Origin of the sequence: Streptomyces ochraceiscleroticus (assembly GCF_000720485.1) — a bacterium.
Classification (GTDB): Bacteria; Actinomycetota; Actinomycetes; order Streptomycetales; family Streptomycetaceae; genus Streptomyces; species Streptomyces ochraceiscleroticus.
Genome location: NZ_JOAX01000005.1, coordinates 1 through 24,035 on the forward strand (window position 1 = coordinate 1; position 24,035 = coordinate 24,035).

General features: G+C 72.3%; 21 protein-coding genes and 1 pseudogene. 8 read left to right on the forward strand and 14 right to left on the reverse strand.

Features of this window, described 5'->3' with window-relative positions:
* Nucleotides 1-53: 53 nt before the first annotated feature.
* Complete coding sequence (locus IG84_RS0107885) at nt 54-887, reverse strand: PhzF family phenazine biosynthesis protein (RefSeq protein WP_031053052.1); 834 nt, start codon at nt 885-887, stop codon at nt 54-56.
* A gap of 257 nt (nt 888-1,144) precedes the next feature.
* On the opposite strand from IG84_RS0107885, the gene IG84_RS37775 reads away from it, so the two are divergent.
* Entirely contained in the window at nt 1,145-1,738 is a 594-nt protein-coding gene (locus tag IG84_RS37775; protein WP_031053055.1) for a PadR family transcriptional regulator, read from the forward strand.
* 84 nt (nt 1,739-1,822) lie between these two features.
* On the opposite strand, the gene IG84_RS0107895 is transcribed toward IG84_RS37775, so the two are convergent.
* A complete protein-coding gene (locus IG84_RS0107895; protein ID WP_031053057.1) occupies nt 1,823-2,251 on the reverse strand; it encodes a type II toxin-antitoxin system Rv0910 family toxin in 429 nt (142 codons plus the stop codon).
* A gap of 335 nt (nt 2,252-2,586) precedes the next feature.
* Between IG84_RS0107895 and IG84_RS0107900 the strand changes: the two genes are divergently transcribed.
* Both IG84_RS0107900 and IG84_RS0107905 read left to right on the forward strand, forming a co-directional pair.
* Nucleotides 2,587-3,135, forward strand: coding sequence for a Clp protease N-terminal domain-containing protein (locus IG84_RS0107900; protein WP_037799595.1), 549 nt, complete (start codon nt 2,587-2,589; stop codon nt 3,133-3,135).
* Nucleotides 3,136-3,264: 129 nt separating this feature from the next.
* Nucleotides 3,265-4,287 carry an EamA family transporter gene (locus IG84_RS0107905; protein ID WP_078648679.1) on the forward strand — a complete coding sequence of 341 codons (1,023 nt, stop codon included), beginning with the start codon at nt 3,265-3,267 and terminating at the stop codon, nt 4,285-4,287.
* 46 nt (nt 4,288-4,333) lie between these two features.
* Here the strand turns inward: IG84_RS0107905 and IG84_RS0107910 are convergent.
* Nucleotides 4,334-4,792 (reverse strand): annotated as a pseudogene (locus tag IG84_RS0107910) (FMN-binding negative transcriptional regulator); the annotation flags it as partial.
* Entirely contained in the window at nt 4,786-5,523 is a 738-nt protein-coding gene (locus IG84_RS0107915; protein WP_051861499.1) for a pyridoxamine 5'-phosphate oxidase family protein, read from the reverse strand. The pseudogene IG84_RS0107910 and the gene IG84_RS0107915, both read right to left, overlap by 7 nt.
* Before the next feature lie 37 nt (nt 5,524-5,560).
* On the opposite strand from IG84_RS0107915, the gene IG84_RS0107920 reads away from it, so the two are divergent.
* Nucleotides 5,561-6,892, forward strand: a complete 1,332-nt coding sequence (locus IG84_RS0107920) for an aminotransferase class I/II-fold pyridoxal phosphate-dependent enzyme (protein ID WP_031053068.1) — start codon at nt 5,561-5,563, stop codon at nt 6,890-6,892.
* 194 nt (nt 6,893-7,086) lie between these two features.
* Here IG84_RS0107920 and IG84_RS37780 read toward each other — a convergent pair whose 3' ends face one another.
* Entirely contained in the window at nt 7,087-7,506 is a 420-nt protein-coding gene (locus IG84_RS37780) for a DUF4180 domain-containing protein (RefSeq protein ID WP_031053071.1), read from the reverse strand.
* A gap of 54 nt (nt 7,507-7,560) precedes the next feature.
* The gene (locus IG84_RS0107930) at nt 7,561-8,598 is read right to left on the reverse strand and encodes a DMT family transporter (RefSeq protein ID WP_031053074.1); all 1,038 of its coding nucleotides are present in this window, start codon (nt 8,596-8,598) and stop codon (nt 7,561-7,563) included.
* A gap of 75 nt (nt 8,599-8,673) precedes the next feature.
* On the opposite strand from IG84_RS0107930, the gene IG84_RS0107935 reads away from it, so the two are divergent.
* On the forward strand, nt 8,674-9,579 hold the full coding sequence (locus tag IG84_RS0107935) for a LysR family transcriptional regulator (protein ID WP_031053076.1): 906 nt from the start codon (nt 8,674-8,676) through the stop codon (nt 9,577-9,579).
* Between the two features lie 290 nt (nt 9,580-9,869).
* Here IG84_RS0107935 and IG84_RS0107940 read toward each other — a convergent pair whose 3' ends face one another.
* From IG84_RS0107940 to IG84_RS0107950, 3 genes are all read right to left on the reverse strand, one after another.
* Nucleotides 9,870-11,165: a carboxyl transferase domain-containing protein gene (locus tag IG84_RS0107940; RefSeq protein ID WP_037799598.1), complete on the reverse strand. Its 1,296-nt coding sequence runs from the start codon at nt 11,163-11,165 to the stop codon at nt 9,870-9,872.
* Between the two features lie 511 nt (nt 11,166-11,676).
* Nucleotides 11,677-13,179 (reverse strand): acyl-CoA synthetase, encoded by a 1,503-nt coding sequence (locus IG84_RS0107945; protein WP_031053081.1) that lies wholly within the window; start codon nt 13,177-13,179, stop codon nt 11,677-11,679.
* Between the two features lie 127 nt (nt 13,180-13,306).
* Entirely contained in the window at nt 13,307-14,614 is a 1,308-nt protein-coding gene (locus IG84_RS0107950; RefSeq protein ID WP_031053083.1) for an SLC13 family permease, read from the reverse strand.
* A gap of 209 nt (nt 14,615-14,823) precedes the next feature.
* On the opposite strand from IG84_RS0107950, the gene IG84_RS0107955 reads away from it, so the two are divergent.
* Nucleotides 14,824-15,579, forward strand: a complete 756-nt coding sequence (locus tag IG84_RS0107955; RefSeq protein ID WP_051861500.1) for a FadR/GntR family transcriptional regulator — start codon at nt 14,824-14,826, stop codon at nt 15,577-15,579.
* Between the two features lie 46 nt (nt 15,580-15,625).
* On the opposite strand, the gene IG84_RS0107960 is transcribed toward IG84_RS0107955, so the two are convergent.
* Entirely contained in the window at nt 15,626-16,096 is a 471-nt protein-coding gene (locus IG84_RS0107960; RefSeq protein ID WP_031053087.1) for a pyridoxamine 5'-phosphate oxidase family protein, read from the reverse strand.
* A gap of 144 nt (nt 16,097-16,240) precedes the next feature.
* Here IG84_RS0107960 and IG84_RS0107965 point away from each other — a divergent pair, with 144 nt between their 5' ends.
* Entirely contained in the window at nt 16,241-16,903 is a 663-nt protein-coding gene (locus IG84_RS0107965; protein WP_031053090.1) for a cysteine hydrolase family protein, read from the forward strand.
* Nucleotides 16,904-16,916: 13 nt separating this feature from the next.
* Here IG84_RS0107965 and IG84_RS0107970 read toward each other — a convergent pair whose 3' ends face one another.
* From IG84_RS0107970 to IG84_RS0107985, 4 genes are all read right to left on the reverse strand, one after another.
* Nucleotides 16,917-17,441 (reverse strand): Rieske (2Fe-2S) protein, encoded by a 525-nt coding sequence (locus IG84_RS0107970; RefSeq protein WP_031053093.1) that lies wholly within the window; start codon nt 17,439-17,441, stop codon nt 16,917-16,919.
* Between the two features lie 126 nt (nt 17,442-17,567).
* Complete coding sequence (locus IG84_RS0107975) at nt 17,568-19,259, reverse strand: acyl-CoA dehydrogenase family protein (protein WP_031053095.1); 1,692 nt, start codon at nt 19,257-19,259, stop codon at nt 17,568-17,570.
* A 169-nt stretch (nt 19,260-19,428) separates the two neighbouring features.
* Entirely contained in the window at nt 19,429-20,331 is a 903-nt protein-coding gene (locus tag IG84_RS0107980) for a LysR family transcriptional regulator (RefSeq protein WP_031053098.1), read from the reverse strand.
* A gap of 33 nt (nt 20,332-20,364) precedes the next feature.
* Entirely contained in the window at nt 20,365-22,548 is a 2,184-nt protein-coding gene (locus IG84_RS0107985; protein ID WP_051861501.1) for a S9 family peptidase, read from the reverse strand.
* Between the two features lie 197 nt (nt 22,549-22,745).
* Here IG84_RS0107985 and IG84_RS0107990 point away from each other — a divergent pair, with 197 nt between their 5' ends.
* On the forward strand, nt 22,746-24,029 hold the full coding sequence (locus IG84_RS0107990; protein ID WP_031053101.1) for an extracellular solute-binding protein: 1,284 nt from the start codon (nt 22,746-22,748) through the stop codon (nt 24,027-24,029).
* Nucleotides 24,030-24,035: the final 6 nt, after the last annotated feature.

Here is a 24,035-nt window from a genome sequence, read left to right on the forward strand (position 1 = left end):
GCCCTGCCCCCATCCCAGTCGGCCCCTCCCCGCCCTAGCCCCCACCCGCCCCGTTACGCTCCAGCCCGCGCCGCCTCCGTCAGTTCGCCGTCGATGACCGTCACCGCGCTGCCGGTCAGCAGCGTGCGGTCGCCGCGCAGCGCAGTGCGCACGAATCCGGTACGGGCGGAGCCCTGCAGGCCGGTCAGTTCGTCGCGGCCCAGCCGCTCCGACCAGAAGGGCGCGAGCGCGGTGTGCGCGCTCCCCGTCACGGGATCCTCGTCGATGCCGACGCCCGGGAAGAAGCACCGCGTGGCGAAGTCATAACCGCCGTCCGGGTCCTCGGCGCGCGCCGTCGCGATCACGCCCCGGCTGCCGAACCGGGTCAGCGCCGTGAGGTCGGGTGACAGTTCGCGTACGGTCCGCTCGTCCGCCACCTCCACAAGCAGGTCCCCCACCTGCGACCCCGTCTCGTACGTGGAGACCGGCTCGGTACCGAGTGCGTCGGCCAGCCCCGGCGGTACGGGTACGGCGGTGAGCGGCGCGGTCGGGAAGTCCATGGTGAGGGAGCCGTCGGCCGACGCCGTGGTGATCAGCACGCCGCTGCGGGTCGCGAAGCGGACCGTTCCGGTGGCCGTGCCGGTGGAGTGCAGTACGTGGGCGGTGGCGAGCGTGGCGTGGCCGCACATGTCGACCTCGGTGGCGGGGGTGAGCCAGCGCAGCGCCCAGTCGGCCTCGTCACTGTCCGGCAGCGGCAGCGCGAACGCGGTTTCCGAGAGGTTGACCTGGGCCGCGACCTGCTGCAGCCAGTGCTGATCGGGGAAGGAGGGGCCGTCCAGCAGCACGACTCCCGCCGGGTTGCCGGCGAAGGGGCGGTCGGTGAAGGCGTTGACGATTCGGATTCTCATGGCGCGAGCCTAGGCATCGGAGATCGCGAGCGACGAGGTCCAATCCAGAGAAATTGGCCTGCGATGAGACGTCCTGTGGACTGTCTGCCTGGAGCCAGTTAACGGACCGCACGCCCGACGTGCCGCGAATTCCCCAGGCTTCAGGCGCCTCATGGGCGGTACGCCGGCAGAAACTCGCCGGCGAGTCCTTGCCGACCGAACGCTTCCGATATATCGTTGAAGCATCGTGACAGATCAATGATGGGAGTGGCGTAAATATGCGTGCACATGGACACGAACACTGGGCAGCCGGGCGCCATGGCGGCGGCCGGGGTGAGTACGAGGGGCGGCGCGCCGCCTTCGGGCCGTTCGGGCCGCCCTTCGGTGGGCCTCCGTTCGGCGGGGGCCGGGGCCGTGGAGGCCCGCGCGGCCGAGCGCGGCGTGGTGATGTGCGTGCCTCGATCCTGGCGCTTCTCAAGGACCGTCCGATGCACGGTTACGAGATGATCCAGGAGATCGCCGAGCGCAGCGGCGGCACGTGGAAGCCGAGTCCCGGCTCCGTGTACCCGACCCTTCAGCTACTGGAGGACGAGGGGCTGATCGCCAGCCGGAGCGAGGGCGGCAAGAAGCTGTTCGAGCTCACCGACGAGGGGCGTACGGCTGCGGAGAGCGGCTCGGACGCCCCTTGGGAAGAGGCCGGCCGCGGCGTGGACTGGGAGGCGATGAACGAGGTCCGCAAGGCGGGCGGTGGCCTGGTCGAAGCGTTTCGGCAGGTGTGGGCGACCGGGACGCCCGAGCAGCGCGAGAAGGCGATCACGGTCGTCAACCGAGCACGGAAGGAGCTCTACTTGATCCTTGCCGAGGACGAGTGAGTGAAGCCCGCGAGTGATCGAGTGCGGAGCACAAGAACCGGGCGAGGCCGTGGCCGGCGTACAGACCGGCCACGGCTTTCGTGATCAGGCGACCAGTCGCGCGAGTCTGCCGAGTGACTCCTCGAGAGCGGATGTCGCCGAGTCCTTGAGCTTGCCGGCCATCAGCGACACGGCCGCGCCGGTGAACGAACCCTCGATCCGCACGGTCGTCGCCTCACCCTCCCGTACGAGCGCATACCGCATCCCGAGGGTCACGCCCATCGGGCCCTTGCCCCGGAGGTCGAGCAGGTGGGCGGGCTCCGCGGCCCGTACCGTCCAGGTCACCTCGGCCGGAAAACCCATGAGCTTCATGTTCTCCGCGTAAGTGGCCCCGGGCTCCAGCGTCGTCGGGCCCCCTTCGGGGAAGCTGGTGTGGGTGGCGTTCCACTGGTCGTAGCCGTCGAAATCGGTCAGGCGGCCCCATATCTTCTCCGCCGGTGCTTCTATGCGGGCCTGGGCGGTGACATCGGCCATGCGGACACCCCTCGATGGCGGCTCTGCGGCGGCCCAAGGGGCCGTCCGGTCGGTGACTGGCCCTGGGGTCGGGCGAGTCCTGAGTGGTGCCGCGGAAGGTAGCCGCCGGAGGCGCAACGTTCAATACTGATGGACCATCAGACACTTCAGGGGGCGCACTGGTGTGGTGCGGGGCGCGCGTCCGTGCCTCTACCGCATCTTTAATCGCCGCTCCCGCGCCGGGCATATCCTCCGTAGGGATGAGATTTCGCCCCCGCGTACCCAACCACGGTGGGATGCGCAAATGCTCCCTCCCGGGGATGTTCCGGTAGCAAGAGGCTGGTGGGGTGGGTTCTGTGCAAAACCGTACTGCGTACAACAGCGGAGCGGGTCCGTCGCCGGAACACCTCGACGCTTTCCTGACCGCCGAGCTCGCGTCGGTGCTGTCGTCTGCCCGCAGGCGGGCCACGCGCGACGGGGACCGGCAGGTGGACACCGCCCACCTCCTGCACGGCCTCCTCGAATCCGACCCCGCCGTACGAGAGATGGTCGACCCCGAAGGCGTCAGGACCGCGCGCCTCCTCGGGTACCTCGTCCAGCGCAGCATCGGTTACGGACTGCAGTGGCACGGCACGGTGGAGGACTCCGGGGCGGTGCCGGTGGTGACCGAGGGCGGCGTCCCGGGCTGGTCACCGGCTGCTGCGGCGGCCATGGACGGCGCGCGGGACCGCGCGCACGCCCGCTACGCCGTACATGCCGAGTGCCTCGATCTGCTGGCGGCGCTCGTGGACGACGCGGAATGCCGTGCCGTCGAGGTACTGCGCCGTGCCTCGATCGACATGGTGCAGCTCGCGGCACGCCTGGACCGGCAGACGCAGGGCGCGATGGTGGAGGACGAGCGGTAACTCCCTCACCGAACCGCACTCCCATCGCACTGCCCTTTGGGGCTCGTACGCCACCTCGCACCCCCTGTCCCGCCTCGCGACAGGGGTATCGGTGATGACGCTGCTGACCTCCCCTGTCATCATGGCCCGATGCACGCGACTGTGGAGACGGAATCGAGCCAGAGGGGCAGGGGGAGAGGCTTTGGCCTCGGTCTGGCCCTGCTGTCGGCGTTGGCCTTCGGCGGATCGGGCGTGGCCGCCAAACCCCTGATCGCAGCCGGTCTGGAGCCCTTGCACGTCACCTGGTTGCGGAGCGCGGGCGCCGCGCTGGTCATGCTGCCCCTCGCCTGGCGCCACCGCGCCCTGTTGCGCCGCCGCCCCCTGCTGCTGGCGGGCTTCGGGCTGCTCGCCGTCGCGGGCGTCCAGGCATGTTATTTCGCCGCGCTGTCGCGGATTCCGGTCGGCGTCGCGCTGCTCATCGAATACCTGGCACCCGCCCTGGTCCTGGGCTGGGTGCGCTTCGTGCAGCGCCGGCCCGTCAGCCGCGCCGCCGCGGCCGGTGCCGGCCTCGCCGTCGGCGGTCTCGCCTGCGTCGTGGAGGTGTGGGCCGGACTGAGCTTCGATGTGTTCGGGCTGGCGCTCGCGCTGGGCGCGGCCTGCTGCCAGGTGGGGTACTTCGTCCTCTCCGACCACGGCGGAGACGGCGATGACGCCACCCACCCGCTCGGCGTGATCGCGTACGGCCTGCTCTTCGGCGCACTCGTCCTGACCGTGGTCGCGCGCCCCTGGACCATGGACTGGTCGGTGCTCGTCGGCGCCGCGGACATGAACGGCACGAGCGTCCCTGCCGTGCTGCTCGTCGCGTGGCTCGTACTGATGGCGACGGTGCTCGCCTACCTCACCGGCGTGATCTCCATCCGTCGGCTCTCGCCGCAGGTCGCAGGCGTCGTCGCCTGCCTGGAGGCGGTGATCGCCACCGTACTGGCCTGGGTGCTGCTGGGTGAGCACCTGTCCGCGCCGCAGATCATCGGCGGCGCGGTGGTACTGATCGGTGCGTTCATCGCGCAGTCCACCACGCCCAAGGCGCCCCGGGATGTGGCATCACACCACGATGATGAGGCGCACCCGGAAGCCGCCTTGCCGGCCGGCACAGCGGGCACGCCCGGCACGTAAGGGCCTCTGCCAGGGTTACGGACACAGACTTGGCGGGTCCGCCCCGTCAACAGTCGTTCATCGCCAAGCGGCGCAGCTGGTGGGAGCGGGCCGCGGCGTCCCGGGGGCCGCCGCGGTCTGCCAGCCGCTGTGCGATGCGTTCCTGTACCTCCCTGCTCTTCTTCCCGGCGTACTTGAACTTGGCGCGCACCTCCGTCACTTCGAGGCGCAGCGCGCGGATGCCCGAGAGCATGCGGCCGTACGGCGGGTCGCCGGCCGTGACCTGGGCCGACCCGCCCTCGGGCTGGAAGTGCGCCATCTGGCGACGCAGCAGCTCGGCCTTCTCCTCCGGATCGTCCACGACGTGCGCCGTGCAACGGAGCTGGACCGCCGCATAGAAGCTCGTGGGCACGCCGTGCTCGGGCGGGGCGTCTTCGGCTGCCTGCCAGAAACCGGGTATGTAGGTGTAGTCGTCGACGACGCTGAGCACGACGGAAGGGTCGGCCTCCAGGGCGGACCTCAGAGGTTCTTGAGGTAGGCGGGCAGGGGAACGCCGGGGGCCAGGTCGTCGGACGGTATGGGGGCGCCGTATGTGGGCGTCACGGGGACGACGCCGCTCCAGTGGGGGAGGGAGAGGTCCTCGGGCTCGTCGTTCGGCCCGCCCGTACGGATCTTGGCGGAGACCTCGGTCAGGTCGAGCCGGATGACGGCCGTGGCGGCCAGCTCCTTGGTGTTTCCGGGGCGGGAGTCGGCGGCGCGGCCGGGCACGACCTGGTCCACCAGCGCGTCCAGTGCCGCGTTCTTCTCCTCGGGGTCGGTGACCTGGTGGGCGGTGCCGTGCACCACGACGCTGCGGTAGTTGAGCGAGTGGTGGAAGGCGGAGCGGGCGAGGACCAGGCCGTCGACGTGGGTGACGGTCACGCACACCTCCAGGCCGGGGTCCGCCCGGCGGGCCATGCGCAGCGGCCGCGAGCCGGTGGATCCGTGGAGGTAGAGGCGGCTGCCGACGCGGCCGTAGAGCGTGGGCAGCACGACCGGGGCGCCGTCGCGCACGAAGCCGAGGTGGCAGACGTATCCGGCGTCGAGGATGGAATGGACGGTGTCGTGGTCGTACGCGGCGCGGTGGGCGGACCGCGTCGGGACCGTGCGCTCGCTCGGGGCGTAGGCGGTGGATGAGCCGTCACCGGCACCGGTCTCGGCGACAGCGGCGAACTCGTGGCCGGCGTCGGACGTTGTGGGAGATACGGGCTCGGGCATCTTGCCAACTCCATTGCACTAGTGCATAATCAAGTTTGTGCTAGGAGAGTATCGGATCGAAGGGCGGCGCGCATCGGAAATTGCCGCCAGCGTCGAGCGAGCCATCGGTGCGGGCGAGCTCCTACCAGGCGAAGTCCTGCCTCCCATGCGGGAGTTGGCCGTCTATCTAGAGGTGAATCCCAATACGGTCGCGTCCGCGTACCGGACGCTGCGCGACCGCGGAGTGATCGAGACCGCGGGTCGGCGCGGCACCCGGGTGCGTCCCCGGCCGACGAGTACGCCGCGCGAGGCGCTGCGGGTCGACGTGCCGCCGGGTGTGAGGAACGTGTCCGACGGCAATCCCGACCCCGCGCTGCTCCCCGCGCTCGGGCCGGCGCTCGCCGCGGCCGCGGACCGCGCCACGGCCCGCCCGACGCTGTACGGCGCGCCCTTGATCGACGAGGAGCTGGCCGGCCGGGCGCGGGCCGCGCTGGATGCCGATGGTGTACCGGCCGGACCGGTCGCCGTGACCTCCGGCTCGCTCGACGCCATTGAGCGGGTGCTCGCGGCGCATCTCCGGCCCGGCGACGCGGTGGCGGTCGAGGACCCCGGCTGGGGGAGCCTGCTGGATCTCATTCCGGCGCTGGGCCTGCGCCCTGTTCCGGTGGGGATGGACGAGGACGGGCCGCTGCCGACGGAGCTGGAGCGGGCACTGGCGCTCGGCGTGCGGGCGGCGATCGTCACGGACCGGGCGCAGAATCCGACCGGAGCGGCGGTGGGCGCCGCGCGCGCCGAGGAATTGCGGTCGCTGCTGGCCGAGTATCCGACCGTGCTGCTGATCGAGGACGACCACGGCCATCACATCGTCGACGTCCCGCTGCATCCGCTGGCGGGGGTGACCGATTACTGGGTCATGGTGCGGTCGACGGCCAAGGCGTACGGGCCGGATCTGCGGCTGGCGGTGCTCACGGGCGACGACGTCACGGTGGACCGGGTGCGCGGGCGGCAGCGCCTGGGTCCCGGCTGGGTCAGCCATCTGCTGCAGGACACGTTGATCCATCTCTGGCGGACGGACGCCGTGGATCCGAGTGAGGTCGCCGGATCCTATGGGCGCCGCCGCGACGACCTCATACGGGCCCTGGCCGACCGGGGCGTTGTGGCGCAGGGCCGCAGCGGGATGAATGTCTGGGTGCCGGTCCCCGAGGAGACGGGCACGGTGTCGCGGCTGCTGCACGCCGGCTGGGCGGTGGCGCCCGGAGCCCGGTTCCGGATGGACTCCCCGCCCGGTATACGCATCACCGTGTCCTCCCTCTCGCACGGCGACACCGAACCGCTCGCCGAGGCCATAGCGGCCGCCTGCCTGCCGGGGGAGGCGCGCCGGTACGACTGAGCGGTGGGCTGATCGGTGTGCCGGCGGACGGTACGGCGGGCTGGTGCGGTGGACGGTGCGACGGGTCGGGATGGCTGGCCGGTCGGACGGTGTGAGGGGCCGGGGTGGCTGGCTGGTCGGCCGGTGTGAGGGGCCGGGGTGGCTGGGCGGTGTGGGGCCGCAGGGGTTGGTTGCCTGGTTCTTTGGCCGCCCCGCTAGCTCTTCCCGTTCTTCATGCGCTGGTGGAGTTCGTCGAGGTCGGTGAGAAACCAGGTCTGCCGTCCGCGGTTGCATTCCCGGACGAAGTCCTGCAGGGCTGAACTGGCCTCTGTATGACGGGAGATGTCGCCGAGGACGACGAGTCCCGTGCGGTAGTTGACGAACTTCTGGACGATCTCGCCTGCGACGCGGGTGCGCAGTTGGAAGAACCGCTCGTCGAGCCGCTCGGCGGGGATGACGACCCACTGGGCGCCCTGGTAGGAGGCGTTGCCGATGATATCGAGGACGTCGCGTTCGTCGGCGATGACCTGCCCGTCCTCGGAAGCACCGTTCTCGGAGGCGCTGTTCTCGGATACCCCGTTCTCAGGGGAGTAGATCAGGACGGGCACGTCATGGATCGTCTGCAGGGTGCTCATGAAGGGTGAGGCTAACGGGGGAGGGGAGTGCGGTCGACGTAATTGTTCGGGCGATCAAGAGCGGCGGGGGCGGCTTTGGGTGAGGGCTGCGCCGACGAGGACGATCAGGGCGCCGACGGGGGTGTTCCAGGCGAGGTGTTCGTCCAGGACGGCGACGCCGGCGGCGGTGGCGATGACCGGGATGAAGTACGTGACCATCTGCGCGGTAGTGGGGCCGACCTCGGCGACCAGGCCGTACTGGAGGAGGAAGGCGAAGCCGGTGCCGAGGGCGCCGAGGGCGATGACCGCCAGCAGGGGGACGACGGGGAACGAGGTGGGGAGGGAGGTGAAGAAGGGGGTCACCACGGCCAGTTGGAGCGTGGCCAGCATCAGTTGGGCGCTTGACATGGAGAGGCTGGAGTTGTCACTGCCCGCGAGGGTGCGGCGGACGTAGATCCAGCCGATCGGGTAGCAGAGCGAGGCGCCCAGTGCCATGAACGTGCCCAGCGGGTCCGTGCCGGAGAAGCCCTGCCAGGCACCGAGGACGGTCAGCACGCCGAGGAACCCGAGGCCGAGCCCCGCGACACGGCGGCGGGTGGGGCGGTCCTCGGACAGTGCCACCACGGACAGGGCCATGCCCCACAGCGGGGAGGTGGCGTTGCAGATGCCGGCCAGGGTGGAGGGGATGGTCAGCTCGGAGTACGCGAAGAGTGAGAAGGGGAGGGCGTTGAGGAACAGGGCGGCCACCGCCAGGTGAACCCAGGTCCGGAGGGTACGGGGCAGCCGGTCTCGCTTGGCGACGAGTACGGCGGCCAGTACGGCAGTTCCGAAGGCCATGCGGCCGAGCGTGACGTGCAGCGGGGCGTAGCCCTGCGTGCCGACCTTGATGAACAGGAAGCTGAATCCCCAGATCAGCGCCAGGACGGCGAATCGGATGCGCCAGTCGACGGCGGATCGCGGCGCGGCCGGGGGAGCGGGCGAGGCGGGAGCGGGCGAGCTGGGTGCCGGCGAAGGGGGAGCGGGCGAAGTGGGAGGGGTGTGGGTGACAGGTGGTGTTGCGGGGGTGGGGGTCGTGGTGGACCGGGAGGAGGAGGTGGCGGCGGTGGAGCTCATGGCATACACGATCGTCCGTCTGTATCGCGTAGCACAAGTGAGAATTCGTGGGGTGCATCGCTTAGCATTGCTTATATGTTGAACATGGAGCGGCTGCGGACGCTCAGTGCCGTGGCGCGGCACGGGTCGGTGCGGGCGGCGGCCGAGGGGCTGCACGTCACCACCTCCGCCGTCTCGCAGCAACTGGCGAAGCTGGAGCGGGAGACGGGGCAGCAACTGCTGGCCAAGAACGGGCGGGGAGTGCGGCTGACCGATGCGGGCCGGTTGCTCGCCGGGCATGCCGCGCGCATCCTCTCGCAGGTCGAGCTCGCCGAGGCCGAGCTGGAGGCGCACCGCGGGCAGGCGGTGGGCGAGCTGCGGATGGGGGCGTTCCCCACGGCGGCGCGCGGGCTGTTCCCCGACGCCCTCGCCGCGCTGGCCGTCGATCACCCGCAGTTGCGTGCGCGGCTGTGGGAGATGGAGCCGGGCGATTCGGTGCGGGCGGTGGTGCGCGGCGACATCGACCTGGGGGTCGTACTGGATTGGTACAACCGTCCGTTGTCGCTGCCGGAGGGGCTGGCGAAGGCCCCGCTGCTGGACGATCCGGCGGATGTCGCGATGCCGTCGGACCACCGGCTGGCGGGGCGGCGCACGGTGGAGCTGGAGGACTTCGCGGAGGACGCGTGGATCTCCTGGCCGCAGGGGGAGTTCTGCCACGACTGGCTGATGTTCACGCTGCGCAGCAAGGGGATCGAGCCGCGGATCGCGCATATGGCCGAGGAGCACGGCACGCAGCTCGCGCTGATCGCCAGGGGGCTGGGTGTGGCGGTGGCGCCGCGGCTCGGGAGGGGGCCGGTGCCGGAGGGGGTGAGCGTGGTGCCCGTACGGCATCCGATGCGGCGGCATGTGTACGCGATCTGGCGCGCGGACGCGGATCGTCGCCCGTCCATCCGCGCGGCGGTCGCGGCGTTGCGCGAGGTGGGCGGAGGAATGGAGATGTGACAGGGGGAGGGACGGAGACGTGACGGGGCAGGTGGAGAGAGGGAGAGGCGAGAAGAGCTGGCGGCGTAACAGTGGGCTGGAGGTGTGGCAGGCGCTGTGAGGCTGGACGTCGGCGCACCTTGCGGTGTCAGGTGTTGTGAGGTCGGGTGGTGCGGGCGCACCTTGCGGTGTCAGGTGTTGTGAGGTCGAGCGGTGCGGGCGCGCTATGCGGTGCAAGGCGTTGTGAAGCCGGGCGCCGCGCACCTTGCGGTGGTCGGCGCCCGGGTTGGAGGGGGAGGGGTGCGGTGGGGTCAGTTGGCTGGGACGATGCCGCGGATCAGGCCCAGGGACATCAGGTCCTGGGGGCGGAGGTGGAGCTGGTCGGCGGTGTGGGGGACTTCGGACGGGGGGCGTTTGAGGATGGCGGTGGCCAGTTCGGGGGCGATGACGGAGAAGTAGCTGTCCGGTGTCGCCCACAGGCGGCCCGGTGCGGCCAGTGCCAGGGCGCCGCCCGAGCCGCCCTCGCCGATGAGCAGCGAGGTCAGCGGGGTGCGTGCTGCGGCCATGGCGGCGAAGAGGTCCGCGATGGCGGCACCCGCGCCGGACCGTTCGGCTGCCGCGTCGTTGGCCGCGCCCGGGGTGTCCACGAGGGTGAGGACGGGGATGCCGAGGCGGTCGGCGAGGCGTACGAGCCGGGCGGCGGTGCGGAAGCCGGCCGGGCGGGTGGCCGTGCCGCACTGGGCCGCGTACGCGACCGTACGGCCGGCCCGGTGGCCGAATCCGCAGCGTACGCCGTCGTCCACGCCCCCGCAGCGGTCGCCGCTGATGTCCTCGCGCCAGTCGAAGTACGTGTCCAAGTACGCGTCGGCGCGCGGGCGTTCGGGGGCGCGGGTCCGTTGGACGGCGCTCCAGCCGGAGTCCGGTGGGTCGCCCGCGCCCTGCGCGGCCGGTACCGGGGCCGGCTCCTCGTCCGGGGTGGTCAGCAGCCGCAGCCAGCGGGCGAGCGTGCCGCGCAGCCGCTCGGGCGGTACAACGGCGTCGATGTGCCCGGTGGCCAGTTGGCCTTCGGCGGTGTACGCGGAGGGATCGGCGTCGGCGGGGCGTACGCGGGAGCCGGCGAAGCCGACCTGGGCGCCGGGGAGCGCCAGCACGACGTCCGCGCCGGCGCCGAGCGTCGCCCAGCCGCCGCCGGTCGTCGGGTCGCGCAGGACCGCGAGCTGTGGCAGTCCGGCGGCGCGGTTGAGCGTGGACTGGCCGGCGATGCGCTGCAGTTGGGTGAGGGCGAGCATGCCTTCCTGCATGCGGCTGCCGCCGGTGGCGATCAAGGAGACGACGGGGAGGCGGAGTTCGCGGGCCCGGGTGTATGCGGCCTCCAGGCGGTCGCCGGTGCGGCTGCCGAGCGAGCCGCCCAGGTAGCGGAACTCGAAGGAGATCACGACGGCGCGGGTGCCGCCGATGGCGGCGGTGCCGCAGACGACGGACTCGCGTTCGCCGGTGGACTCCGTGGCGCGTGCGCGGGCGGCGCCGTAACCGTCCCAGCGGAGGGGGCCGTCGTCGAGCGGCCCCAGGGCCGTTGCCGGCCCCTCGGCCGACGCCTTCGGCACCACCGCCGACCCCTCGGCCGGGGCCGATGCCGCCCCCTCCGCCGCCCCTTCGGGACGGGGCTCCGCAGACTCCGGGGCCCCGGGCTCCCCCGCCCTCTCGGCCCCGGGCTGCGCCGCCCCCTCGGCCGACGCCTCCGGCACCTCCGCCGACCCCTCGGCCGGGGCCGATGCCGCCCCCTCGGCCGGGGCCGATGCCGACTCCTCCACTGCCCCTTCGGGCCGGGGCTCCGCCGACCCCCGGGCCCCAGGCTCCCCCGTCCCCCCGGGCCCCGACTCCGCCGCTCCCCGGCCCCCGGCAGGCTCCGAGCCCGGGAGCGGGGCGTACGTGCCCGCGTCCGTCACCTGCGCGAGTACCTCTCGGGCAGAGAGCCGAGCGGAGAGAGCGTCGGCGGGCCGAGCAGCTTCCTGATCCGAAGGGGAAGCCCCGGCCGGAGCGGCGGGCGAACCCGTGGGCGAACCCGCGGCCCGGCCCCCAGGCGCTTCCGCAGGCGTGCCCCGCCCCGCCGTCGGGTCCTCACGCATGGAGGCCCCGCTTGAGGATCTTGCCCATGTCATTGCGGGGGAGGGCGTCGAGGAAGTGGACGACGCGGGGGCGCTTGTGCGGGGCGAGCTGGGCGGCGACGTGGTCGGCGAGTTCCGTGGGGGTGGGCCGGTCGCCCGGGGCCGGGACGATCCACGCGACGATGCGCTCGCCGAGGTCCTCGTCCGGCTCGCCCGTCACCGCGGCCTCGACGACGCCGGGGTGCTCCAGCAGCGCGTTCTCGATCTCGCCCGCGCCGATCTTGTAACCGCCGCTCTTGATGAGGTCGGTGGCCTTGCGGCCGACGATGCGGTAGCGGCCCGCCGCGTCCCGGGTGGCCATGTCGCCCGTACGGAACCAACCGCCGTCGAACGCCTCGGCCGTCGCGTCCGGCCGGTTCAGGTACTCGACGAAGAGGTTCGGGCCGCGGACCTGGATCTCGCCGACCGTCTCGCCGTCGCTCGCTTCGAGGACGTTGCCGGACTCGTCGACCAGCCGTGCCTGTACGCCCGGCAGCGGGACACCGACCGTGCCCGGAGCGGAGGTGTCGTCGGCCCGTACCGCGGTGTTCATCAGTGTCTCGGTCATGCCGTAGCGCTCGACGACGCGCGCGCCGGTCGCCGCCTTGATCTTCTGATGGTCCGTCAGCGGAAGCGCCGCGGAGCCGGAGACCAGCAGCCGGGCGCCGCCCAGCGCCTTGGCGAGCGCGGGGTTCTCCCCGGCCTCGGCGGCCAGCCGGTGGTACATCGTCGGCACGCCGAACAGCATCGTGCCGGCGCCGCCCAGCTCGCGCGCCACCCCCTCGGTGGAGAAACGGCCGAGGTGGTGCACCGTGCCGCCGCGCCGCAGCGGGCCGAGGATGCCCAGGATCAGCCCGTGGACGTGGAAAAGGGGCAGCCCGTGGACGAGTACGTCGTCAGCGGTCCACTGCCAGGCGTCTTCGAGGGCGTCGAGCGTGGCGGCGATGGCGCGCCGGGGGATGACCACGCCCTTGGGGCGGCCCGTGGTGCCGGAGGTGTACACGATGACAGCGGGTGCCTCGGCGCCCGGCTCCGGAGGCAGCTCGACCGCCTGGTCCGTCGCACGCGCCGCGCCCGCCTCAGCCGTCGTGGCCGTCTCGGCCGTCGCGCCGCCCTCGGTCCCCTCGTACGGATCGACGTCGATGCGGGGGAGCGCCGCGAGCGCGCCGGGGAGTTCGGCGTCCGGTTCGGCCAGGACGAGGGTGGGCGCGCTGTCGGACACGATGTGTGCCAGCTCGCTCTCGCCGATCTTGGGGTTGACGGGTACCGCCGGTACCCCCGCGAGCAGCGCCGCGACCACCGCGACCGAGGTCTCCAGCGTGGGCGTGGCCCACACCGCCACCCGCCGCTCGGCGCCGATCCGCTCCGCGAGCGCGCCGGCGGCCGCGGCGAGCTGCCCGTAGGTCAGCGCGCGGTCCTGGAAACGCAGTGCGGTACGGGAGGACGCCGTACGCAGCGCCGGGAAAAGCTCGTTCACCGAAACTCCTTCGTTCTCTTGCTGTTCGGGTACCAGAGGTACCCGTTCACGCCCGTTCCTGGATACCCGGGGTCTCTCGGAACCCCGGGTACCTGGGCCACGGGCCGACGGCCGTGGCCCGTATGCCTCAGCCGAAGCCCGGGACGACCAGCGCCAGCCAGACCAGCGCCGGTACGGCCGCGACCACGAGGGCTCCGTACACCATCAACTGCTTGAAGAAACCGTCCCGGTCGACATTCTTGGCGTTCGCCAGCACCAGTGCGCCGTTCGTCGAGAACGGGCTCACATCGACGACGGTGGCGGAGACCGCGAGCGCCGCGACCATGCCCACGGCCCCGATCGACCCCTGCGCCAGGAACGGCACGGCCAGCGGGATCAGCGCCCCGATGATGCCGACGGAGGAGGCGAAGGCGGAGACCAGCGCGCCGATGTAGCACAGCAGCAGCGCGGCCAGCAGCGGGATGCCGATGCCGCCGACGGCGTGGCCCGCCCACGTAATGGTGCCCATCTCGTCCAGGACGCCGACGTAGGTGAGGACGCCGCAGATCAGCAGCACGGTGGGCCAGGTGATCTCCGCGACGGCGGCCTTGCTGTCCTGCGGCCAGACGGCGCTGAGGACGACGGCGAGGGTGATCGCGGTGAGTCCGGCGTCCAGGTCGAGAACGAGGACCGCCACGACGAGGGCCAGGAGGGCGATGAGGGTGGCGATCCGGGCGGGCGTGAGGGCGAGGGCACCGGCCGCGGAGTCCGCTCTTCCACCGTCGGGGGTGCTTCTTCCCTCGTCTCTTCCCTCGTCGGGGTCGCTCTGCGTGCGGCCACCGCCACCCGTACGAGGGAGCCGGAGGCCGCCCAGGGCAACGAACAGGACCGCCGCGATGAGGAGGTTGACGACCAGGCTGGCGGCGAAGAGGGCGACCGGGCTGCCGGGGAGGTGCTCGCGGGCGACGATGCCGTTGACCGTCGACCCGTAGATGCTGATCGGCGAGAAGCCGCCGGCCTGCGCGCCGTGCACCACCAGCGCGCCCATGAGCAGCGGCTTGATGCCGTACTGCGCCGCGAAGCCGAGGGCGAGCGGCGCGACGATCGCCACCGCCGCCGGGCTGACCGCGCCGATCGCGGTGAGCGCGCCGGTGACCGCGAACATCACCCAGGGGATCAGCGCGACCCGCCCGCCGACGAGCCGTACGGAGGCGTGCACCAGCCAGTCGGTGGTGCCGTTGGCGCGCGCGATGGCGAAGAGGTACGTCACGCCGACCAGGACCACGAACAGATCGCCGGGGAAGCCCGCGAAGATCTCCTCCGCGTTCATCCCCGCGGCCAGCGTGCCCACGCCGAACGCGGCCGCGAACGCCAGCGCGCCCATGTTGATGGAGCGGGTCGTGGCCAGTACGAAGATCACCGCGAGCACGAGTATCGAGAGCACTTCGGGCGACATCTGCGGCTCCGTTCGTGGAGGGAAAAGGCCGTGGCACACCGGTGGCGCATGGGGTCGGTGGCACATTGGCCAAGTGGCTGAGCCACTTTGCTGGTGATCCACGAAGTGCGTCAATACTCTTGGCACTAACTCTTGGCACGGAGTCTTGTCGCAGGATTCGCGACTCTTGCGACTCTTGCGGGACGGATCGAACGAGGGGGGACCAGGGAATGTCCGAGGCACTGCGGCCGATGGCCAGGCCACGGCTCTACGAGCAGGTGGTCGAGCGGCTGCGCCAGTACGCCGCCGAAGACGGGCTGGGCGCGGGCGACCGGCTGCCGGCGGAGCGCGAGCTGGCCCAGCGGCTCGGCGTCAGCCGGGCGTCCGTGAAGCAGGCGATCGTCGTGCTGGAGGTGCAGGGCCTGGTCGAGGTGCGGCACGGCGGCGGTACCTATCTGGTGCGCGACACCCTCGACGCGGCGGAGCCGGTCGAGCGCCTGGTCGAGCGCCGCCGCCGGCTGCCGGACGTGCTGGAAGCGCGCGAGGCCATGGAGACCAAGCTCGCCGAACTGGCGGCCCGCCGCCGCACGGACGCCGACCTCGCGGCGCTCGACGACGCCCTGGCGCACATGGCGAAGGACGTCGAGGACGGCGGCCCGGGCGTCGAGGGCGACCGCCGCTTCCACGCCGCCGTCACCGCGGCCGCGCACAGCGCGCTGCTCGCCGAGTTCATGCGCTCCATCGCCGAGCAGATCGGCGAGAGCCGCAACGAGTCGCTGCGCCAGCCCGGCCGCCCCAAGCGGTCACTCGCGCAGCACCGGCGGATCCTGGACGCCGTCCGGGCGGGCGACCCGAAGGCCGCGGCGGCGGCCATGCGCCGGCACCTCCGTACGGTCGCCGAGGTACGGCTGCTGACCTGGACCCCGGAGGCCGAGGAAGGCGGGACGGAAGGGGACGACGGGGCGGACGGAGGGCCGGAAGAGTAACCGGGGCGGCGGCGCCGGCCGCCCGCCGCTCCCGTCCCCGTTCACGTCAACCCGGGATCTTGCGGAAGTCCCACGACGCCACCGCGTCCGGCGTGAGCCGCAGCCAGGCGTGCCGGCCGTCGTGCGGCATCGTCTCAAGGCCGAAGTACTTCGCCGCGAAGAGCTTTTCGGGCGCCGCCAGCTCCGGGCAGGGCTCGCCGCGCCGCGGTGCCTCGCCGACGAACGCCACGCTGCCCGACAGTTCGGCGCCGCGCAGTTCGCCGTACTCGTGGCCGTCGTCGACCACGACCGCCACCCGCTGGTCCTTCACGAGGTGGGCCCAGCGCCTGCTGCGGGTCAGGGAGTACAGCCACAGCGCGGTGCCGTCCCAGATGAACCACAGCGCGCCGACGTGCGGTGCGCCGTCCGGCCCGACCGTGGCGATCCGGCAGGTCCGCTGCCGCGCCAGAAAGGCGTCCAGCTCCTCCGGGCTCATCATGATCCGGCGTCCCCTGCGCTGCCCTGCCGCTGCCGCCATCCGCGGCCACCTCCCCGGTCGCTCCCTGGCCACCTGACCAGGTGTCAGGAATCATGAGCCCTCCGCCCGACGAACGCAATGGACACCGGACCACCCCCACCCCCACGCCCGTCCTCCCACGACCGCACGCCCCAGGAGGTCCCCATGCCCACGGACGCCCAAGTCGCCCAGCTCATCGAGCAGCTCGATCCCGCGATCACCGCGCTGCTCACCGTCGAGTGCCAGAACGGTGTCGTCGGCTCCGACAGCGCGCTGCCCGAACTGGCCGAGGCCGCCCGTACGTCCGGTGCGCTCGCCAGGGTGGCGCGGCTGACCGCCGCCGCGCACGAGTCCGGTGTCCAGGTCCTGCACGCGGTCGCCGAGCGCCGGCCCGACGGCCGCGGCTCCGGTCGCAACGCCCGCCTCTTCCACGCCGCCGGGCGGCTGCCCGTACAGCAGCTCACGGGAACGACCGCGGTACGGATCGCCGACCCGATACCGGTGTCCGATGCCGACCTGGTGGTCCGGCGGCTGCACGGGCTGTCACCGATCGCCGGTACGGAGGTGGACGCGCTGCTGCGCAACCTCGGCGTCCGCAACATCGTGATCGTCGGCGTCTCGGCGAATGTGGCGATACCGAACGCGGTCTTCGACGCGGTCAACCTCGGCTACACGGCGGTGGTGCCCGCCGACGCCATCGCCGGGGTGCCGGCCGAGTACACCCCGGCGATGGTGCGGAACACGCTCGCCCTGGTCGCCACCGTCACCTCCTCGGACGCGGTGCTGACCTGCTGGAAGCGGTCGCAACAGGCGCCTCGGGCACGGTGAGGGAGCCGGGGGCTCAGCTCAGTTCGATCTCGCCGCCCTGGACCTTCAGCGGTACGGCCGGCAGGCCCTTGGTCGCCGGGCCGTGCCGCACGCTGCCGTCCGCGATGGCGTACTTGCTGCCGTGGCAGTGGCAGTTGATCGTGCCGTCGCTGACGTCGCCCACGATGCAGCCCGCGTGCCGGCAGATCGCCGAGAACGCCTTGAAGTCGCCCTTCTCGGGCTGGGTCACCACGACCTTCTGCGCCTTGAAGATCTTCCCGCCGCCCGCGGGGATCTCCGAGGTCTTGGCCAGCGCCTTGGCGGCGCCGCCGCTCTTGGAGGGGCTCGCCGAGCCGCCGGACGACGGAGAACCACCGGACGACGGGGACCCGCCGGACGACGGCGAGCCCGACGAGGCCGAGGACGACGACGAACCGTATCCGCCCCCGCCCCCGCCGCCCCCGCACGCGGCGAGGGCCGCGGTCAGGCCCGCCGCGCCGGCGGCGGCGACGACCGTGCGCCGGGCGGCGCCGGCACGTTCCTGTGATGGTGAGCTCATGGTGTCTCCAGAGGTCCCGGTCCCGGTATGTCCTTCGCCCTTGTGAAGGTTCCATACGGACCGGCGGCCTCCGGCGTTCAACGGGTCGGCCGAAAGGGTGGTCGTGCCCGCCTGGCCCGCGTCGGCTCAGGCATCCCCTTCCGCCTCCGCGACCGCGATCGGCACCTCGCCGCCGTCGGCCAGCGCGTCCAGGTGGGCGAGGGCGGTGCGCGGCAGCGCGTCCGGGGCGGCGAGCAGCGCGAGGTAGGCGTGCGCGGCCAGCAGGGCCCGCCCGTTCGGCGTGGGCGCCGCGCACTCGTACGCCGCCTGTTCCAGCAGCAGCGTCCCCATCACGGTGCGCGTCAGCTCCTCCGCGTACCGCCCGGCACGCATCTCCTGCTCCGCCGCCGCGCCCGCCAGCAGCCGGTCGCCGCGGGCCGCCAGCTCCTCCCACCGGACGGCCAGCCGCTTCCCGGCGGGCAGGGACAGGGCGCGTGCCCGGTCCCCGTACGCCCGCGCGAGGGTGTGGTGCGCGGCGTACCGGCGCAGGCAGCGGAGTACGTCCAGGGCGATGACGTTGGACGATCCCTCCCAGATGGAGCCGAGGTGGGCGTCGCGCAGCAGCCGGGGGTTCACCCAGTCCTCGATGTAGCCGTTGCCGCCGCGGATCTCCATCGCCTCGCCCGTGACGGTACGGGCCCGCTTGCAGACCGTGTACTTGGCGAGCGGCGTGAGGACGCGTACGAGGTCCAGGGCGGCCGCGTCGCCCGCGTCGGCCTCGTCGAGCCGGGTCGCGGCCTCCAGGACCAGGGCGAGTGCCGCCTCCGTGTCGAGGATCATCGGCAGCAGCGTCACGCGCATCAGGGGCTGTTCGAACAGCGGCGTACCGAAGACCATCCGCTCCCGGGCGTGGGCGACGGATTCGCGGACCGCGCGGCGCATCAGGGCGGCGGAGCGCATCGCGTTGGACAGCCGGGAGACGTTGAGCATCTCGGCCATCTGCCGGAAGCCGCGGGTGAGGTCGCCGACCGGGGTGGCGTACGCGCCGGCCAGCGTGACCTCGCCGCTGGCGATGGAGCGCGAACCGAGCTTGTCCTTGAGGCGGTCGATGCGGACCGCGTTACGGGTGCCGTCCGGGCGCAGCCGCGGCACCAGGAACATGCCGAGGCCACGGGTGCCCTCGCCCTGGCCGGGCACCCGGGCGAGGGTGAGGATCACGTCCGCGCCGGGGTTGGAGGCGAACCATTTCTTCCCGGTGAGAATCCAGTGCGTGCCCCCGTCGGCGGCAGCCGCGACGGTCTCGGTGCGCCCGACATCCGTACCGCCCTGCTTCTCGGTCATGAACATCGCGCCGGTGGCGCGCGTCGCGGGATCGGTGGAGGTGAGCGCGGCGATCTCGGCGGCGTACCGCTCGGGGTCGAAGAGGCGCAGCACGCGCGCTGCGGAGTCGGTCATGGAGAGCGGGCAGGCCATGCCGAACTCGGACTGCACGTAGAGGTAGGACAGCGCGTACTTGACGGTGTGCGGGGTGCGGTCCGGGCGGCCGTGCACGCCGGGGCGGTGGGACATGGCGGCGAGGCCGAAGCGCTCGTACGCGATCTCCGCGAGCCGGTCGTGGGCGGGGTGGTACTCGATCTCGTCGATGCGTTCGCCGTCGGGTGCGTAGGAGCGCAGCCGGGGCGGATTGGCGTCGGCGAGCGCCGCCTGCCGGTCGATCTCACCGGCGGCGAGTGCCCCGAGCTCCCTGAGCAGCGGTTCGATGCGAGTGCGGTCGTCGGCGGACAGCACCCGGTCCAGGAAGGGGCGCAGGGCGGGGTCCTGGTCGGCGAAGTTCGGCATACGGGTCTCCTGGTGCCTTGAAGTGATCCGCGCGGCATGACGAGACGCCGATCACCTTCGCAGCAGCCGGTGAGCGCTGTCCAAGATGTATTCGCCACCCCATTGAGACGCGATCGAGGACAATCGCCCGCCACCAGCAGGCTTCGCACACCGGCTCCAGGATGCGCGCTTACGGCTCGTACTCACCCGGCGTAGGCAGCACCCGTTCGGCGACCTTCAGCACGTTGTGCAGCGCCGCCGACTCGTTGCCCGCGCGCCAGGCGAGGGCGATCGGCAGCGGGGCCACCTCGCCGGCCAGCGGGCGGAAGACCACGTGCTCCAGGCGGATGTTGCGTGCCGACTCCACCACCAGCGCCACGCCCACCCCGGCCCCGACCAGCGCCAGCAGGTTGTAGGAGTCCGGCGCCTCCTGGGCGACGCGCGGCGAGAAGCCGGCGGCGTGACAGGCGTGCACCAGCGCGTCCCGCACCGCCGAGCCGCGCGCGGCGGGGAAGGTCACGAAGCGCTCCCGCGCCAGCGCGGCGACGTCGACCGCCTCCCGCGCGGCCAGCGGATGGGTGTCCGGCAGCGCCAGGACCAGCCGCTCGACGCGGACGACCCGGGAGACGATGCCGCGCCGCACGGGGAGCGAGACGAAGCCGAGGTCCAGGGTGCCGTCGGTGATCCGGCCGAGCGCCTCGCCCGAGTAGACCTGGCCCTGCAACGACAGCTCGATACCGGGGTATTCGGAGGTGACCGCGCGGGCCAGCGGAGGCAGCGCCGCATAGCTGCTGGCGCCCGCGTAGCCCACGGTGACCCGGCCCGCCTCGCCGAGGCTGACCGACTGCACCGTACGGCGCACGGCGGCCGCGTCGGCGAGGAGGCTGCGGGCCGGTTCCAGCAGGGCCTGGCCGGCCGCGGTGAGCCGTACCGAGCGGGTGGTGCGGTCGAAGAGGGCGGCGCCCAGGTCCCGCTCCAGCAGCCGGATCTGCTGACTGAGCGGAGACTGGGCGATGTGCAGGCGTTCCGCGGCCCGGCCGAAGTGCAGTTCCTCGGCGACGGCCACGAATCCGGTGAGATGGCGCAGTTCCACGCGCCGCACCCTTTCAGGGCCCGCGACCGCCGCTCAAGCGCCGCGCACGGCGGCCGGACCGGGCGGCCGGGTTCCGGCGGGGTTCCGGCCAAGGCCGAGGGCGTCCCGGAGGAAGTCGCGCTGGAACAGGAGGAGGTTCTCGTTCACCCGGTCGTCGGCCGGGGCGTGGGTGGCGCCGGGCAGCGGCAGGACCGTGTGCGGGCGGCCGGCGGCGAGCAGTTCGGCCGAGAACCGCAGCATGTTGGCGACGGTGACGTTGTCGTCCGCGAGACCGTGGATCAGCAGCAGCGGGCGGCGCAGCAGATGGCCCCGGCCGGTCAGCGAGGACCGCTCGTAGTTCTGCGGCTCCTCGGCGGGGTGGCCGAGGAAACGCTCCTTCCAGTACGTGTCGTACAGCCGCTGGTCGGTCGGCGCGGCGCCGGCCACCGCCGCGTGGAAGACCTCCGGGCGGAGCAGTACCGCGGCGGCGGCCAGGAACCCGCTGAAGGACCAGCCGCGGATCGCCACCCGGTCGAGATCGAGGCCCGGGACCTGATCGGCGACCGCGTGCAGCGCGTCGACCTGGTCCTCCAGTGCGGGCGTCAACTGGTCGCCGTGGACCGCCTTCTCCCACTCCGGGCCGCGCCCCGGCGTGCCGCGCCCGTCGGCGACCAGCACGGCGAAGCCCTGCTCGGCGAACCACTGCGAGACACAGGAGGCCCAGCCGCGCGCCGCGACCGCGAGTTGCATCCCGGGCCCGGCGTACGGGTCGAGCAGGACGGGCAGCGGCCCCGTACCCGGCTCGTACCACGAGGGCAGATACAGCGCGGCGCGCAACTGCCGCTTGCCGAGCACGAGATGGCGCGGGCGCGGGGTGACGACCGGGTCCTCGGCGAGGGAAGCGATGACGGCCACGGCGCGCGAGGAGGATGCCGCGGCCCCGCCCGTCCCGCGGACCTCCGCGTACGGCCCCTCCGGAGTCACCCCGTGGAACACCGCCGTGCCGCCCCGGACCACGGCCCCGTGCGTACCGGGCCCCTCGCTCAGCCGCACCGGCGCGCCCGCCTCCGGGTCGTGGCACCACACATGCGTCTCCACGGGGTCGTCGGAGGCGGTGAAGTACACCCGCTCGCCCTCCGTGCCCAGCACCCCGCGCACCTGCAGGCCGGTCGGCGTGACCACCTTGCCGCCGACCGCGAGCTGCCGGGTGCCGGCCACGTCATGGGTGAGTACCAGCGCGCCGGACGCGGTCCTGGTGGGCGTGCCGGGCACCAGTTCCACCCAGGCGGGGTCGGTCCGCTCGTCGAGGAGCGAGGTCGCACCGGTGTCCGGGTCCACCGCGAGGGTGCGCAGCGTGCGCTGGTCCCGGGACTGCACGCCGATGAGCGGGCCGTGCGCGTCCCAGCCGACGGTGGCCAGGTACTCGTACGCCGCGCGGTCCCACGCCACCTCCGTACGGCTGCCGTCCAGGCCGTACACCCACAGGCGCGTGTCCGCGTTGGCCGTGCCCGCCTGCGGGTACCGGATCGCGCGCGGCGGCCGGTCCGGGTGTGCCGGGTCGCTGATCCAGCGCCGCTGGACCGGCGTGGTGTCCACCCGCGCGACGAGCAGCCGCGCGCCGTCCGGCGACCACCAGTGGCCGCGCAGCCGGCCCATGGACTCCGCCGCGGTGTAGTCGGCGAGGCCGTAACTGATCTCCGGGCCCTCGGCGGCGGCCAGTTGCCGGTCCCGGCAGGCCGCACCGGCCACCGCGTCCGGTACGTCCACGACGTGCAGCGAGCGCCCCGTCACGTAGGCGATGTGCCGGCCGTCGGGGGAGGGACGCGGGTCGACGACGGGTCCCGCTGCCGGTACGGGGAAGGGCTCCCCACCGTCCGTCCGCACCGCCCAGAGCGCGCCGCCCAGCGCGAAGACCGCGAGGCGCGCCGCGCGGTCGGTCGCGTACGCCACCACACCGGCGGAGCGCTCCCGGGCCCGCTCCCGCAGCAGCCGTTCCTCCTCCGGTACCGCGTCCCCGCCGCCCACCAGCGCCGTCGGGTCGGCGAGCAGCCGCTCGGCGCCGTCCGCCAGCAGCCAGAGCCGGCCGATCGGGTCCCGGCCGCCCCCGGTACGGGTGAACAGCACGCGCTGACCATCGGGGGAGAGGGTGAAGTTCCGCGGCACGCCCAGCGAAAAGCGGCGGGTCCGGGCGAATTGGCGGGGGAAGTCGGCGCTGCCGGAAGTGTGTGTGGAGTCCATGGAGGAGTCTTATCGGCTGCGCGGCGGTCTGGGACAGTGAGTACTCCCGCTGTGAATCGATTCATAGTGCACGGGATTCCGTCGAGTGGCGCTCCACCTCAATTCTGTCCGATCCGTTGACCCCGTACCTGCCCGTCTCTACCTTGTGCAGCAAGCGCTTTCCTTGAACGATTCAACGCTTGTGCGGAGGACGGACTGTGCGTGCCAGTGGGAGAGTTGACCGGCGCGGCCTGCTCAAGATCACGGGTGGCTCGGTGGCCGCCCTGGGTCTGACGGCGGCCGGCTGCGGCACCGGCGGGGGATCGGCGGACGGTACCGTCACGATCCGGTACGCGTGGTGGGGCGCCGACGACCGGGCCAAGCGGATCAACAAGAGCATCGAGCTCTTCGAGAAGAAGCACCCCAAGATCAAGGTCAAGACGGACTTCCAGGACTACGTGGCCTTCTGGGAGAAGTTCCAGACCCAGGCCGCGGGCGGCAATCCGCCGGACGTGTTCCAGTGCGCCATCGCCTTCCTGCGGAAGTACGACAAGCGGGGCGTGCTGCTGGACCTCAAGCAGCAGGTCGACGCGGGCAACCTGAAGATGACGGGCTTCCGGTCGGGCCTGGAGAAGGTCGGCGAGGTCGACGGCAAGCTGCTCGGCGTGCCGGTCGGCTCCAACACGATGTCCCTCGTCATCGACGAGAAGGTCTTCGAGAAGGCCGGCGTCACCCCGAAGCAGGGCTGGACGTGGGACCAGTACTTCGCCGCGCTGAAGAAGATCCGCGACACCCAGCACCGTGCCGGTGACAGCGGCTACTTCGGCGTCATGTACCTCTACGACCTCTACCTCCGGCAGCAGGGCAAGGCGTTCTTCACCGAGAAGGGCCTCGGCTTCGACGAGGCCGACCTGCGGGAATGGTGGGCGGACGGCTACGCCGCTGTGCGGTCGGGGTTGGTCGCCGACCCCAAGAAGGTCGTGCAGATCGCGCCCAAGTCGGCGGTCTCCGACGGCATGGCGGCGTCGGAGTTCACCTGGGACAACTTCTCCGTCCGCTACGACTCGGAGGGCGACAGCACGTACGGGCTCGCGCCGGTGCCGACCACCGACGGCGAGAAGACCGGGCAGTACCTCTCCTCCCTGATGCTCAGCGCATCGGCCCGCACCAAGTACCCGCAGCAGGTGGCCCAGTTCATCGACTTCATGGTGCACGACCCCGAGGTCGGCAAGATCATGGGGTACGACCGCGGCATCCTCGCGACCGAGGCGCAGTACAAGGCGTTCCGGCCGAGCGACCCGGTGAACAAGGCCATCGCCGCGTACGAGGAGAAGACCGCGGCGGCCGGGGTCTTCGGCCCTGTCACTCCGCACCCGGCGGGCGCCGACACCGTCGAGGCGGCGTTCCTGCGGATCGGCACGGACCTGGGCGTGGGGAAGACGAAGACCGCCGACGCGGTGCGGCAGTTCTTCTCCGAGGCGAAGTCCGCCCTGGCCGGCTGAGGGGAA

What these genes read in the sequence shown, in the direction of transcription:
- IG84_RS0107885 (WP_031053052.1), bottom strand. Translation starts at nt 887, where the DNA reads ATGAGAATCCGAATCGTCAACGCCTTCACCGACCGCCCCTTCGCCGGC.
- IG84_RS37775 (WP_031053055.1), top strand. Translation starts at nt 1,145, where the DNA reads ATGCGTGCACATGGACACGAACACTGGGCAGCCGGGCGCCATGGCGGC.
- IG84_RS0107895 (WP_031053057.1), bottom strand. Translation starts at nt 2,251, where the DNA reads ATGGCCGATGTCACCGCCCAGGCCCGCATAGAAGCACCGGCGGAGAAG.
- IG84_RS0107905 (WP_078648679.1), top strand. Translation starts at nt 3,265, where the DNA reads ATGCACGCGACTGTGGAGACGGAATCGAGCCAGAGGGGCAGGGGGAGA.
- IG84_RS0107915 (WP_051861499.1), bottom strand. Translation starts at nt 5,523, where the DNA reads ATGCCCGAGCCCGTATCTCCCACAACGTCCGACGCCGGCCACGAGTTC.
- IG84_RS37780 (WP_031053071.1), bottom strand. Translation starts at nt 7,506, where the DNA reads ATGAGCACCCTGCAGACGATCCATGACGTGCCCGTCCTGATCTACTCC.
- IG84_RS0107930 (WP_031053074.1), bottom strand. Translation starts at nt 8,598, where the DNA reads ATGAGCTCCACCGCCGCCACCTCCTCCTCCCGGTCCACCACGACCCCC.
- IG84_RS0107935 (WP_031053076.1), top strand. Translation starts at nt 8,674, where the DNA reads ATGTTGAACATGGAGCGGCTGCGGACGCTCAGTGCCGTGGCGCGGCAC.
- IG84_RS0107950 (WP_031053083.1), bottom strand. Translation starts at nt 14,614, where the DNA reads ATGTCGCCCGAAGTGCTCTCGATACTCGTGCTCGCGGTGATCTTCGTA.
- IG84_RS0107955 (WP_051861500.1), top strand. Translation starts at nt 14,824, where the DNA reads ATGTCCGAGGCACTGCGGCCGATGGCCAGGCCACGGCTCTACGAGCAG.
- IG84_RS0107960 (WP_031053087.1), bottom strand. Translation starts at nt 16,096, where the DNA reads ATGGCGGCAGCGGCAGGGCAGCGCAGGGGACGCCGGATCATGATGAGC.
- IG84_RS0107965 (WP_031053090.1), top strand. Translation starts at nt 16,241, where the DNA reads ATGCCCACGGACGCCCAAGTCGCCCAGCTCATCGAGCAGCTCGATCCC.
- IG84_RS0107970 (WP_031053093.1), bottom strand. Translation starts at nt 17,441, where the DNA reads ATGAGCTCACCATCACAGGAACGTGCCGGCGCCGCCCGGCGCACGGTC.
- IG84_RS0107975 (WP_031053095.1), bottom strand. Translation starts at nt 19,259, where the DNA reads ATGCCGAACTTCGCCGACCAGGACCCCGCCCTGCGCCCCTTCCTGGAC.
- IG84_RS0107985 (WP_051861501.1), bottom strand. Translation starts at nt 22,548, where the DNA reads ATGGACTCCACACACACTTCCGGCAGCGCCGACTTCCCCCGCCAATTC.